11 protein-coding genes are annotated in these 13,602 nt (G+C 43.9%); 4 read left to right on the top strand and 7 right to left on the bottom strand.

Annotation, left to right across the window (positions count from 1 at the left end):
- Positions 1–7 precede the first annotated feature (7 nt).
- Genes asnB through CBR65_RS12980 form a run of 6 tightly spaced genes read right to left on the bottom strand, consistent with a single transcriptional unit; the run spans position 8 to position 7,572 of the window.
- The gene (gene asnB / locus CBR65_RS13005) at positions 8–1,954 is read right to left on the bottom strand and encodes an asparagine synthase (glutamine-hydrolyzing) (protein ID WP_087467245.1); all 1,947 of its coding nucleotides are present in this window, start codon (positions 1,952–1,954) and stop codon (positions 8–10) included.
- An 11-nt stretch (positions 1,955–1,965) separates the two neighbouring features.
- Positions 1,966–3,225 (bottom strand): glycosyltransferase, encoded by a 1,260-nt coding sequence (locus tag CBR65_RS13000; protein ID WP_087467244.1) that lies wholly within the window; start codon positions 3,223–3,225, stop codon positions 1,966–1,968.
- Positions 3,222–4,565, bottom strand: coding sequence for a glycosyltransferase (locus CBR65_RS12995; RefSeq protein WP_087467243.1), 1,344 nt, complete (start codon positions 4,563–4,565; stop codon positions 3,222–3,224). The genes CBR65_RS13000 and CBR65_RS12995 overlap by 4 nt, the downstream gene beginning before the upstream one ends.
- Positions 4,565–5,839: an O-antigen ligase gene (locus CBR65_RS12990; RefSeq protein ID WP_087467242.1), complete on the bottom strand. Its 1,275-nt coding sequence runs from the start codon at positions 5,837–5,839 to the stop codon at positions 4,565–4,567. Before CBR65_RS12990 ends, CBR65_RS12995 begins: the two co-directional genes overlap by 1 nt.
- Complete coding sequence (locus tag CBR65_RS12985) at positions 5,826–6,401, bottom strand: low molecular weight phosphatase family protein (protein WP_157672069.1); 576 nt, start codon at positions 6,399–6,401, stop codon at positions 5,826–5,828. The genes CBR65_RS12990 and CBR65_RS12985 overlap by 14 nt, the downstream gene beginning before the upstream one ends.
- Before the next feature lie 40 nt (positions 6,402–6,441).
- Positions 6,442–7,572, bottom strand: coding sequence for a glycosyltransferase family 4 protein (locus CBR65_RS12980; protein WP_087467240.1), 1,131 nt, complete (start codon positions 7,570–7,572; stop codon positions 6,442–6,444).
- Positions 7,573–7,707: 135 nt separating this feature from the next.
- Between CBR65_RS12980 and CBR65_RS12975 the strand changes: the two genes are divergently transcribed.
- From CBR65_RS12975 to CBR65_RS12960, 4 genes are all read left to right on the top strand, one after another.
- Positions 7,708–8,898, top strand: coding sequence for an ATP-grasp domain-containing protein (locus CBR65_RS12975; protein WP_087467239.1), 1,191 nt, complete (start codon positions 7,708–7,710; stop codon positions 8,896–8,898).
- Between the two features lies 1 nt (position 8,899).
- Complete coding sequence (locus tag CBR65_RS12970) at positions 8,900–9,913, top strand: polysaccharide deacetylase family protein (protein WP_087467238.1); 1,014 nt, start codon at positions 8,900–8,902, stop codon at positions 9,911–9,913.
- A gap of 132 nt (positions 9,914–10,045) precedes the next feature.
- Positions 10,046–10,999: a polysaccharide deacetylase family protein gene (locus tag CBR65_RS12965; protein WP_157672068.1), complete on the top strand. Its 954-nt coding sequence runs from the start codon at positions 10,046–10,048 to the stop codon at positions 10,997–10,999.
- Between the two features lie 76 nt (positions 11,000–11,075).
- Positions 11,076–12,473, top strand: coding sequence for a FemAB family XrtA/PEP-CTERM system-associated protein (locus CBR65_RS12960; protein ID WP_087467236.1), 1,398 nt, complete (start codon positions 11,076–11,078; stop codon positions 12,471–12,473).
- A 5-nt stretch (positions 12,474–12,478) separates the two neighbouring features.
- On the opposite strand, the gene CBR65_RS12955 is transcribed toward CBR65_RS12960, so the two are convergent.
- A complete protein-coding gene (locus CBR65_RS12955) occupies positions 12,479–13,543 on the bottom strand; it encodes a GNAT family N-acetyltransferase (protein ID WP_157672067.1) in 1,065 nt (354 codons plus the stop codon).
- Between the last annotated feature and the right edge of the window lie 59 nt (positions 13,544–13,602).

The following is a 13,602-nucleotide window of genomic DNA, read 5'->3' as shown; positions in this document are numbered from 1 at the left end:
GCGGGTGTTATATGTTGCGTTTGTACCATGCTTGAAACATTAGCATGGTCCAAAGTTTGTTGCCGTGATCATGTGACCCCGCTTTGTGTTCCCTGAAGACCTGAGCGACCATTTTGTGGTTGAAAATATTTTGAGAAATTAGGAAGTTTTCCTCCAGTAGTTCCTCTGCCCAATCTTTCAACTCGTGACGTAACCAATGTGAAATGGGTACCGAGAATCCCATCTTTGGTCGCTCAATTAATGACTTGGGCACGTAGTCATATAAAACTTGGCGTAATATCCATTTAGAAACGCCGTCTTTTATTTTCAGAGAGTTATCTACTTCCCAGGAAAATTCAATAAGTCTGGAGTCGAGGAGGGGTACACGCATCTCCAGGCTAACCCCCATACTTGCCCTATCAGTCTTAACAAGATTGTCTCCAGGCAGGTACCATTTTTGATCCCAAAGCATTGCAGACGTCAGGAAATCACCTTCGCACTCGAAGCCACTCATAAGATCAGGTTCATTTACGCTACCCGTAAGTAGCGCAGCAGGTGACTGCCAATAACTACAAAGATATTTGTATGCATCCGCATAATTGTCCATCTGCATAAGCGCCGCTAGCTTATGTAGCTTCATACCAGTATTCGCTCCACCCTTTCTTCCTGATAAGGAGTTAAAGCGATTATAAAGATGATCCCAACTTTGCGGAGAGATACCGGTTATCCCTTTTGCCAAAAGATATTTTATTGGGCCGGGAATGGCATTGCCTCTATCAATAGCATTCTTTGTGTAAAGGTATCGGTTGTAGCCACCAAATAATTCGTCTCCGCCATCTCCGGATAAACAAACAGTGACATGTTGCTTGGCTAATTTGCTGACGAGAAACATCGGAATTTGTGACGCGTCAGAGAAAGGCTCATCATAGAGTTCGGCTAATAATGGAACCGTATTTAATGTATCGGAGGAATTGATATAAAGTTCATGGTGTGAGGAGCCTATGTGTTTGGCCACATCTCGCGCATGAATAGCTTCGTCAAATGCTTTTTCATGAAAGCCGATAGTAAAGGTATCAATGGCTATATTGGATTGAGCCTGCAGAACACCTGCAACGACGGAGGAATCTATACCACCAGATAAAAATGCTCCAAGCGGAACATCCGCGATCGACTGTTCAGAAATAATTTGATTGAGTAAATTATCCAGACGGGTTTTGGCTGTGCGCGCGTCAACAACTAGCGCGTTGACATTGCTTTTGGAGATGCTATCCAGATTCCAATATTGATAAGTCTGGAGCTGATCAAGATGAAATGGAAATGCCTTGACATCAATCTTCAAGTAACTTCCAGGCTCAAGCTTTTTTATATCTTTATAAATAGAATAGGGTGCACTGACATATCCATATCGCAGATATGAGGCTAACGCCGATCGGTCGATATCGGGCTTGCCGCCGGATATTACAGCAAGCAAAGCTTTCAACTCGGAACCAAAGATTAATCTCCCGTTGTTGACTCCATAATATAAGGGTTTCTCACCTATTCTGTCCCGAACTAAGGTTAATGATGAATTGAGTCTATCAAACAAGGCAAAAGCAAACATCCCTTTGCATTCTGACAGTGTCTGGTCTAGTCCCCATTCATCAATGGCAGCTAATAGCACTTCTGTATCCGAATGACCCCGGAAAGAATGTCCCAGTTTCTTTAGACGATCCAGGATATCTTTATAGTTATATATCTCACCGTTAAACACGATTACAAAGCGGTTGGACGCTGACTCCATGGGTTGATGACCCAGCGGGCTCAAATCCAGAATGGCGAGTCTTCGATGTGCAAGAACCAGCGATAGATTTGGATCGCACCATATGCCGCTGCTATCCGGCCCCCTGTGGGTTAATGCATCAGACATCTTTTTGCCGTTTAACAACAATTCTGGCTCTGTTAAACCAATCCCGATTAGCCCGGATATACCACACATTGTTATAGTCCTTATTTAATTACTGTCATTTGCGTGTGAAGTAGGTCGAAATGCTCGGCAAGCTCCTTCCCAATAGCACTAAATGAGAAATGACTTTCAACATGTTTTCTTGCGTTGGTTTCAAGTTTATTCCTAAGGTCAGGGTTGTTGATGATCTTTTCAATTTGCGTGACAAATTCATCGGGTGTACTTGCGAAGAGAACGTTATGCTCATCCTGAACATTCAATCCCTCGCAAGCAATGGGATCTGCAATTACCGCCTTTCCTGAGGAAAAAGCGTCAAGAATTTTTAACTTGGTACCCCCACCGTCATTGATGGGACAGACGTACACTGTGGCACCATCCAAATATGTCTGAATCTCATCGACGAAACCATGGACTTTAAAGTTCGCGTCCATCCGGGAGATGTCTACAATGTCAGAAGGTGGTCTGGAACCTATGATATCGATTTGTATATCGGGTATCTTCGATCTAATACGGGGCCAAATTTCTCTGGCAATAAATCTGACTGCTCTGGTGTTAGGGTACCAATCAAGGGTCCCAATAAATATCAGGCGCTTTGATTCAGGTGGTGTATGTGATGGCTTGAAGAAATCTATATCTACGCCATTTGGAATGGATTTAAATCTAGCGTCTTTAATAAATTGTAAAAAGCGGACGCTGTCAAGTTCTGAGCAGGTGATGTTGCTATGAAACATTGGACAATATTTCTTCTCAACCCAAGCTAATCTCCAACCTTCTTGGTAAAAATAGAACTTCTTTAAAATATTAGCTTCTTGTTGCGCCCGGCGAATCAACATGTGAGATTCGACATTATGATGGTCCAGGGTTAATACCAACAGATTGCTCGAGGTCACATATTTAATATAGGGTGCCAGGCTAATCGTATCAAAGTGAATTGCGTCGTAATCAGTTTCCTTGCACATCTCAATAAGTGCTTGAGCAAAAGCTTTACTTTTTAACCAGTTTACTGAATAGGGGGTTCTGGAAAACAGGCTTGAAAGAGCACAGAAAAATTTGGATAGTTTATGCTTATCCGTAGGGCAATCAATAAAGCGAATTTTATTGCAAATGCTCGATAGAACTTTATAGGATTGCATGGTTCCTTGTTCATAGCTCTCAAAGTAAGGAGAGATTAGGCCCCTCTGGTTGAACGCCAACAAATCAACTTGGTGATGTTTGGAAAGCTCCTTAACCAAGTTGTGGCTACGTAGCAGAACCCCAGCTTTGGGTGGGTTAGGAACCAGGTGCGAGACCCACAGTATTTTCACTGCACTTTCTCCTGAAGATTATTATTTAATTCATTCTTCATTGTTAATAGGACACTGTTAACTTCTTCTGGAGCAGGCGTTTCGGCGCGTGAAAAAATATCTAGAAGATGGCGATTAAAGAACCTTAAATTAATCTTCGGCGCGTTCAGGTATTGAGCCTCAGGAGCATTAACCTTCACGTGCATTGTTTCACTTGATAAGTTTTGATAGGCCCTGGCTTTTGATACTTCAAATAAACAGTCAGTTGTTTTTTCAGCTGAGATATTCTCCAGGGCCCACTTTCTCGGATGAAACTCCTGATAACTGCTTTGCATCCACTGTAGCCCGTCCTCTAGTTGAGCATCAGGTATTAACAGACCGGTAAACTCATTGATATAGGCTTTATTGACACCAATATTTTCGCTCAGGCATATTACGGGTACATCGCAAAACATTGACTCGAACAGGCTTCTGTTGCTGCCCTCTTTATATGAAAGAAGGATATTGGTTTTGCTTTGTCCCACGAGATCTACAACTTCTTCTTTAGGAAGAGAAAATTTTAAAGTGATAAAAGCATCCATCCCAACAGATTGCACAAGTTGACGGATAATTTTTTCATTGTCACCCCAAGCTGCACATACAAGACAGCCCCGGTATTGATCATGACCTTTAGCAACGAGATTTTTTACCGCATCTACATATCTTTTGACCCGTTTGATCGGGTTGGTGTTTGCTATATATATTGAATCAAAAATTTTTTCTTTACTATGAGGCATGAATTCATGACTATTCACCCAGTTTCCTGATCCAAAGCTCACTGGAACAAAGGATTTGGGTAAGCAATTTAGAAAAACTCTATCCTGCAGTTCGGAAGATTGAACAATTACTCTTTCAGTCTTGCTCATCCAGGCCAGTATGTCAGGGTCCGCGTATCCAGCCCAGCTCGGTTCAAGAACAAAGATAAAATATTTTTGCATTTCTTCAATGTGAGTGTTGCGCAAAAAGTATGAAAAAGTTCTGGTAAACTTTAATAACACGATGCCCTTTTTTACCTCATTGTGAGTGATTTCAGGCCATAACAGAATGATAGTTCTGCTAGCAGCTTCTTCAATAGTTACGCCTTGTGAAACCAGCTGGGTCAAACCATATGCATCAGTGACAACATACTTATTAAAGAAAGCAACTCCTGAAGAAGATAACCTATAGCGGAGAGATGCTAGACAACAACTCATCATAAGGCGTTTAGCACCCAAAAATCTGCAAAAATGGCTCGCCAAAAGCAGGAAAAGGGATATAAAGCTGCGGCAGTGTATGAACCAGAAATCATTAATCCATGCTTTAAACAGGTATTTGTAATACATCAACGTGGTCCTTGATTTAGAGGGTTGTTTCCATCGTCCAAAACTCTATGAAGGCTTACAATGAATGCCAAGCTGATCCACAAAAAAGGATAATACGTGACAGTCACAAATTGTCCTGCCAGCACAAATCCCAGTACGCCATAGCCAAGTCCAGCGGCAATACTGGGCCATGTTTTTTCAAGATGCTTTGCTCTAATAATTTTTCTTACAGTGAAAAAACAGTTTCCAATTATCATAATAAAAAAGAAAAGGCCAATGAATCCTGTGTCGGTCCCAACTTGAATAAAGATATTGTGAGGTAATTCGGCGCGGGGATATAACATGTCTTGTGGGTAATGGATTTCATAATAGGGAATAAAATTAAAATAACCGACGCCTAAAAAGGGGTGCTCTTTCATCATCTCCCAGCCGTTTTCCCAGTATAACAACCGTTGCTGTGATGTTTTGTCGTTGCCGGCTGATGAAAAGCGATTTTTTTGCTCTTCTGGAAGTAAGAAAAATAGCCCAAAACAAAGTACTAAAATTCCGATTAATTGTTTCGGCTTAAATAAGTTCTTTCGAAAAATAAAGGCCAGCTGGATGGCGAGTGCTAGCTGTGCCCCACGACTGCTTGCCCCGAGGATGGTTAATATAGGGCATACCCAGCAAATTATGAGAAAAAACCTCTCCCATTTTTTGATTCGATCTTTTAGGGCTGTGTACAAGAAAAATGACAGGGGAAACAGGACTAGCATCAGGATGGCAAGCTCTCCAGAGTTTTGGAAATATCCACGAGGTCCCATAAGTCCCCAGCCAGTAAATGTAAACCCACGCAAAGCCCAGGTTTTGGATGTTCCTATTGCAATCTTGGCAGCTGCAAAAAGAAGAACAAGAAGAAAAATATAGAATCTTTCTTTCGTGTTAATAATATTGATTATTAAAAAATAAATAACGAACCAGCCAAAAAAATCCATAAAAAAACGTTTTGAGAAAGCCGGGTCAAAAGCAGTATAAATGGAGGCTATTATGGCTATTAAAAAGAATATTAACCATTTATTAACAGGGCTCGAAGTCCACTTTACTGTCGGGTCAAGAATTGCGCCTATTAGTGAAAGAATTAGTAGAAGCTGTGCCCAAGGTAGAAAGTCTATGATAGGAAATATTGCTTGGGGGCGGACAAACTCGAAAAAAAGGTAGCTACAGATCATCCAGAAAGAAAAGTGTTCTGTCTTAAAATGTTGCCACAGAGCTCCGATTCTGAATGCAAAAAAGTCATCAACCTTATGTGGTTTCATAGCCTTGTCTTAGTTGCTTAATTAAGTTTTCTGTTGCTTCGGCCACTTCAGTTTCGCAGAAGTCGAAGAAAATTTCATTTGTATTAAATGGGTCATGTATATAAGCCGTTTGCTTGTTGAGCCAAAGACCAGAAAGCGTAATCATTATTTGACGGCTAAGTATCCTTTTCAATTCTTTTAGATGACTGGGTTCCATTCCAATTAAGAGATCGCCTGGGCGGGCCTCGTAATCCTTTATATTTCTCGTTCTATGTTGCTCTAGGGAAATACCTTTTCTTCGTCCAAAAGCTATTGCTCTGGGATCGGCCTTATCTCCGCCTCTACAATGCAGTCCATAGGAAGTGCTCAGTATCCCTCGTTGAGTAGCAACAGCCTCTGCTAACGGGCTTCGGCATATGTTTCCGGAACAAATAAAAACTAATCTCTTAACGGCTTGAGTGTCGATATTTCGGTAAGATTTGAACACGCCAAGTTGACTAATAACTAAATACCTGTAGCGGTTAATGAGTCCAGTCTTGGAGCCATAATTGTCTTTAATGTAAGTAGAAATTCGACGAAGCACAAATTCAACCTTTATTGATTCTTGAGATTATGAATGGATTCTATTGATAGGCTTCAACCAATAATTCTTCATATAAGGTTTGATACTGTTTAATAAGAAAATCTAATGAAAAATTTTCGGTGATGTGTAGTTGTCCTTTTTGGGCTAAGCTGCATTGCAAATTGGGATCATTGAGTACTGTTAAGATGCCTGATGCCAGCGCCTGCGGATCATTAACAGGCACAAGCCAACCAGTTGTTTTGTGAGTAATTATCTCCTCCGGTCCTCCACAGCACGTCACAACAGCTGCCAGTCCGGTTGCCATAGCTTCTATTGTCGAAATGGAAAATCCTTCAGAGCTGGAGGATAGGGTAAACAGGTCCATCTGACTGAAGAATGCTGCGCTTGGCTGTTGGAATCCAATGAAATGTACATGTTGGCTGACTCCAACTTTATCCATCAGGTCTTCCAACTGCTGCATCAGTTCAGGTTTTTTATGGCCAGCGATAACAAAATGAATGTTTCGATTATGGGTAATAACTTCTTTTGCAGCTTTTATCAGGACATCATATGCTTTTGCCGGACGTATGTTGCCGACACTTCCTACGAGGATAGCCTGCTTGTCCAGTTTAAGTAATAGTCGAATTTCGTTTAAATTGCTCTTTCTATAGTCTTTAACGTCGACGCCGTTATATATCACGCGAATGTTGCCTTTGTTAAAGAGTCCACGTGTTTCAATATAATTGGCGAGATCCCGGCTTACGGCTATCAATCGTTTGACCCCCAGCTTCATAATCAGGTTCTTTATAAAGATCAGGCGTTCGTTCGGATTAACGTCAACCTTTCCGTGCAGGGTGGCTACCAACGGAATGCGCAGAAGCAAGGCAATAATAGAATAAGTCAGTGTAGAGCCAAGCAGGTGTGCCTGAATGAGTTTTACATTGTTCTCCCGGATGATGCGAAATAATTTCCGATAGTAGGAGAATGAAAAGCTGCCTTTGGGTTTAACAATGTAATACTGCATACCACGAGCTTTGAGTTGGTCCTCGACCCAGCCCGGCCCCTTAATAACAGCGAAAGAACGATAACCCTCAAGTGTTAAATTTTCCGTCAGGTCGAGAAAGACTGTTTCCGCCCCACCGGGTCCGGTGGTATCGATTGCGTGTAAAATACTAGGCAAGCTGGTGTCCATTTGTGCGAACCTGGAGAGAGAAATTGGGCTGCGACAATCTACTAAAATCAACGCGTTATTACCAGTTTAAAAGCGGCATAATTCATATGATCGCGGTATCATCGGTGGTAGAAAATTATGGTAAGGAATGACTAAATGGCTTTTCATATCCTGGTATTGGATGCACATCAACGCAGTGCGCTAGCCGTAACGCGTGCGCTGGGGTCGTTGCCCGATGTGACGGTGACAACAGCTGATTCCGCAGTCGATACTCTTGCCGGTTCTTCAAAATTCTCAAGTGGGAATTTGCTTAGCCCTAGTTCAGAGTTGGAACCTGGAAAATATCTCGACTGGTTGGCGCAGTATCTTGAGGCGCAGCGGGTTGATCTGGTCGTGCCGGTAACTGAAATTACCAGCCAGTTACTGTTGATGAATCAACACCGTTTTGCGCATTTACCTTTGCCTTTTGCTGATTACTTGACTGTCATGTCTTTGGCGGACAAAGGAAAACTGGTTGCACTGGCTGAACAAAACAATGTGCCCTGTCCCGCATCGCAATGGTTCGCGTCGTCGGCGGAGCTGGATGTCGACACGCAGAGCTTCCCGATCGTGCTTAAGCCTTGTTTATCAAAAATTTACACGGGTACAGCTTGGGTGGCTACCCGTGTGAGAGTACTCTACTCAAAAGAAGAATTGATGGAAGAATTGCAACAATCGCAATACTTGCATAAAACACCTTTCATGCTGCAGGAATTTATCCCGGGCCACGGTGCAGGCATTTTTTGCTTATACGATCATGGCAAACCCCACGTATTTTTTGCGCATCGTCGGTTGCGTGAAAAGCCCCCCCAAGGCGGCGTGAGTGTATTAAGCGAAAGTGTAATGGTAGACCCTGTATTAAGAGATTACGCCGATAGGCTATTAAGTGCTGTCCAATGGCATGGTGTGGCAATGGTGGAATTTCGCATTAATCCGGAGAGTGGTCAGGCTTATCTAATGGAGGTCAATACTCGTTTCTGGGGCTCTTTGCAATTGGCGATAGACGCGGGGGTGAACTTCCCCCGTTTGTTGTGGTTGGCGGAGCTGGCTCGAAGCGGACAGGGTGAGCCTGCACTGCCGATAGACAGTTATCGCATTGGGCAGCGGTTGCGCTGGCTGTTGGGTGATCTGGATAGTTTGTATTTGTATCTCAAGGGAAGTTACTCCTGGGCACAAAAACTGCAAAGGATTTGTCAGTTCCTTACCCCCAGCCTGGGTTATACCCGGCATGAAATCAATCGCTGGGGAGATTTGGGGCCAGCACGCCATGAGTTATCGCTGTACATTAAACATTTAACGAGACGTTGAGATGAAGGCGGTCTTAAAACAATTCATCAAGCCGGCACTGGTTTCTTTGGCTAGCCGTGTTGGGCCGCATGCCAGAACAGGTAAGCATCCACGGTTATGGTTGCTGATGTACCACCGCATCCTGCCCAATCATGACGAACGGTATGGTCAGGAAGAGCCGGGCATGCTGGTCCGGCCCGAAACGCTTGAAATGCATATTCAAGAAATGAAACGGCAGTTTGATCTCATGCCTTTTGCAGAATGGGTAGGTTTGAGTCAAGCAGGTTTACCTGTTCCGAAACGAGCCTGCGCCATTACGTTTGATGATGGATGGCTCGATAATTATGAATACGCTTTCCCTGTCTTGCGCGCGCACTCGGCACCAGCAACCCTCTTCGCCGTAGCAGAAAAAATCGGAACAGATTTTCAGTTTTGGCCCAATATCCTCGCTGTCTTGTTGCTTCATGGCGCTAAAAAAGAGCTGGAACTACACCCCTTGTTGCAAGCCTATGTCCAAAACTTGACGGACAAGGTTACCGCAGATCAAGTAGCTGAAGTCATTAAACATTTAAAAGACCACAGCGATGTAGACATTTTTGCTGCGCTAGAGCAAATAGGCTGGCGAGACTTGTGTGAAAAATATGCTGGAGGTATGTCGCCAGCACTGATGAGTTGGGATCAGCTGCGCGAAATGCAGCAATCTGGTCTGGTCGATATTGGTTCACACACCTGTACGCATCGGCGTTTAACCGACGCGCTTTCTCCAGCTGAATTGGAATATGAAATTATTCACAGTAAAGATGTATTGGAACGGCGTTTGCAGTCATCGGTAGACTTATTCTGCTTTCCCAACGGCGACTATAATGACCTTGCGTTATCATTGGTGAAGCAGCACTATCGTGCTTCTGTGACGACCCAACGCGGAATCAACCGGACTGACAACCTGAACATCCATGAGCTAACGCGTATTGGCCTGCACGATGAGGTGAGTTCCAGCCGACGGTTATTCCGCGCACGGTTGTCCGGCTGGGTTTGATAAAAATAACTGCCGATAAAAAGATTACAAACAGTTGAACGCGAAAGATTTTCCCCTAGAGTTGCAGAAGACAGAGGTGCGATGAACCACTTATTGTTACAGGCAATGACCAATAGATACGTTGATCGTTGGATGACGAAGCTCGTAGGGCCGTTTGTGACGATTTATACTTTGCATCGCCCTAACCCTGCCAATCATTCCTTTCATGGTGTAGATGAAGAGTTGCTGGATCGAAGCCTGCAATTTGCCGTTGAGCGTGGTTATCAGTTCGCATCAATAGATGAGTTGGTCGAGTCCGCCGTCAAACAACAGGAGCTATCCCATCCCACCTTATGTTTTACCCTGGATGATGGTTATGCTGATCAGGTAGCTCGGCTGGTGCCTGTGCTCCTTAAGCACCAGGCAAAGCCGACCCTATTTACCATTACAGATTTTGTTGACCGGGTGGATTGGCCATGGGATGCAAAAGTATCCTATGTTATCTGGAACACGCATGTAACCCGGTTCACATTGGAAAGTGCTGGTAAACGGCTTGAGTTAAATTGCTCCAGTCCAGGTCACCGGGTCAATACTCGAAGGGCATTGTCGCAACATGCCAAAACACTTAATAAACAAGCCTTACATAACTTCCTGCAAGAGTTGCAATATGTATGCGGCGTGAATGTTCCCGAAAGCGCTCCCGAGGAGTATGCACCGGCAACCTGGGAGGAGCTGCGTACCTGTGAGCAACGAGGCCTACGCGTGGGTGCACACTCTCGTTCACACCTGGTTTTAAGTGCGTTAAGCGACGAAGAAATTTTACAAGAGCTGACATATTCCAAACATCGTATCGAGAGTGAGCTCAATAACCCATCGCGGGTGTTTTGTTATCCTTCCGGTACCGCTCGAGATTTTTCAGCTACGCACCCGCGTCTGGTGGAGCAAGTTGGTTTTTCATCGGCTATTACGACAATATCCAAACCTACAAATCTGCACATGATTCGCAATAATCTCTACCGGATTGATAGAATTGGCTTTCCGGAAACTTTTGATAAATTCGTTCGCTATTCATCCTGGATCGAAGTGCTCAGGAACAAGCTGTCCTGAGTCCAACGCTTATTAACATCACCTTCTTATCTCTGCATATCAATACCGAGCAAGGTGTATTGATTAAGGTAAAACAATGGATGTAAAAACATTTATAGCTGCGCCGGAGTCGGGCCTGACTTCACTTGGTATTTCAATCCTGGATACCCGGGGGCGTGAGCTGTTGACACTTGCCGAACAATTGACAGAGCTAAAATCCTGCTTAAAAGAAGCAAAAAAAAACAAGGCCGAGGTTGCGCGTCAGTTCAAGACACTGGAGCAATCATCAGATCAGCGCGAACCTTTAATTGCTGCTATGCAGTCGGTATCTGCTGACATTAAAGATATAGAGGAAAAGCTCAAGAAAACTGAAAAGTCTTTGGCGAGTGCGTTACTGACAGGTCAGGCGCAAGAGGTACCAATACCCTCTTTTGTAACCATTCCTCCGGAACAATCTTATGCTGGGAGCTACACCGTTCGTGAGCTAGAGATGGCGGAGTGGCAACTGTGGCTGAATTTTTTATCGACTAGGTGTACTTCGGCATATCATCAACCTGTATGGGCCGAGCTCATAAGAAAATCCTTCTCTCACCCGACCCGCGTATGGATTGCTGTAGCATCTGATGGAAAAGTTATCGGTGGCATACCATTGACCTTTTTTTCCAGCCGATTGTTTGGACGATTTGCTGTCTCTATTCCTTACTTTAATTACGGCGGCGTCATTACGAATTGGATTAATGTGGCCCGAGAGATTATCAAGCATCTGGAAACTGTATGCATTAATGAAAAGTTAACGCACATAGAGATTCGTAGTATGCAGCCGGAGCTTGCGGAACAGTGCTCCAACAAAAAAGCATCCATGATATTGGCCTTGCCTGACAGCGAAGAGACGCTTGACGAGCAGCTGGGGGCAAAGGTGCGGGCGCAATATAAGAAAACAGAAGAATATCGGCCAAACGTACTGTTTGGGAAGCTGGAACTGCTAGACGATTTTTATAAAGTCTTCGCTCAAAATATGCGTGATCTCGGTACGCCAGTTTATGCCAAACAGTGGTTTGCTAATATCTTGTCCGAAGCAAAAATAAACGCACTTCTTGTTGTTGTATATGTAGACCAAAAGCCTGTAGCTACCGGCTTTTTAGTCGGTTATAAGGGGATGCTGGAAATTCCCTGGGCGTCCACTATCAAACAAGCCAACACCATGAATGCCAACATGTGGATGTATCGGCAGATTTTAGGTTATGCCATTCGTGAAGGTTATCAATTTTTTGACTTTGGTCGCTCTACTCGCGATGCGGGTACCTATAAATTCAAGAAACAGTGGGGTGCTAAACCCCACACGCATTACTGGTATTATCTGTTTCCAGAAGGCGGCGCTATACCGGAATTAAATCCCGATAATCCTAAATATAAATTGATGATCAATGTATGGAAGAGGATGCCTGTTTGGTTGACCAAAATTATTGGCCCGCCGATCGTGGCCAATCTTCCCTGATCCAATCAGGTTCTTCTGAGTAGCGACTGCAATTTATAAGCCTGTTTCAGCCAGTGGCTTCTCACCAACAGCAAGGTCGCAAATTCATCGGTCCGATTAACCAGTTTTTTCTTATAGTCGCAGTTCTTCCCTTTGCCGGCCATAAAATCATAGAACTGAATAGCGGGATTATTGAATGCTGCTTCAATCTGATAGCCAAAATGTAAGGTTCCCAACGCAACAGATTTACAGTAGTTTTCCTGATAGCCGCTTTGAAAATTATATTGCCTTCCCTGATAACGAATGTCGAAGACAACAGAAACAGGTGTGTCAGATACACTCATGACGGAGAAATCTACTTCATAGCCTTGGGCTGTTGAGCGATCTAAAAGCAAGTTAATAAAGTCACGGTTTCTGCCACGATAGCAAGCTTTCCCCCAGCGTCGTTGATGAAAGTCATTAAGCAGTTGAAAAAAAGCCGTGCGATCAGGCCAGATATTCTGAACTTTCACGGGGCCTTGTTTTTTAAGGTGTTGTCGACGATTGAATAATCGCAAGCGAGTATGCTTGCCCAGGTTACCTAAGTAAGTTGTGAAATCCTGCTGGCGTAAATCAATTGCATAGGTGGGTTCAATTTCTGCATGGATGATACCTAGCTGCCGGGCCTTCGCTGCCTGTAGTAATAAATGATAAGTAGGTGATGAGCGCAATACATCGGCAATGTAGAATTGATCCCAGGATTGTTGGAGAGCATTATCCAGGTAGCGTGTAATAGTTTTGGATAAATGATCATCTTCGTTGCAAAAAAAGAAATACTCGCTGCGAATACTGGGCATTTCTCTTGTGGAAAGTCCTAAGGGAAACGCAGTGGTAATTGGCAGAATACTACCTTTGTAAGTGCGCGTGCGAACGATCATTTCTTCAAGCGTTGTGCCAGAGCTCAATGAAACAGCATCGCCGGATGGTCGTGTAGAGGGATGTGTGCCCCAGGTTTCGTTCCACGCCGTTAGCCAGGCGGATGAACGAAACAATCCGGGCTGATGACTGGCAGGGAAAAAATCGGAAGGAGCTTGCTTCATATGGATATCCACAGGTTATTGCTCAATTGCCATCAGCTTGCATATTAGTAAGAGCAACAACACCTTGATTC

The sequence above is a fragment of the Cellvibrio sp. PSBB006 genome (genome assembly GCF_002162135.1).
Lineage (GTDB): Bacteria > Pseudomonadota > Gammaproteobacteria > Pseudomonadales > Cellvibrionaceae > Cellvibrio.
This window is presented reverse-complemented; position numbering and strand designations above follow the sequence as displayed.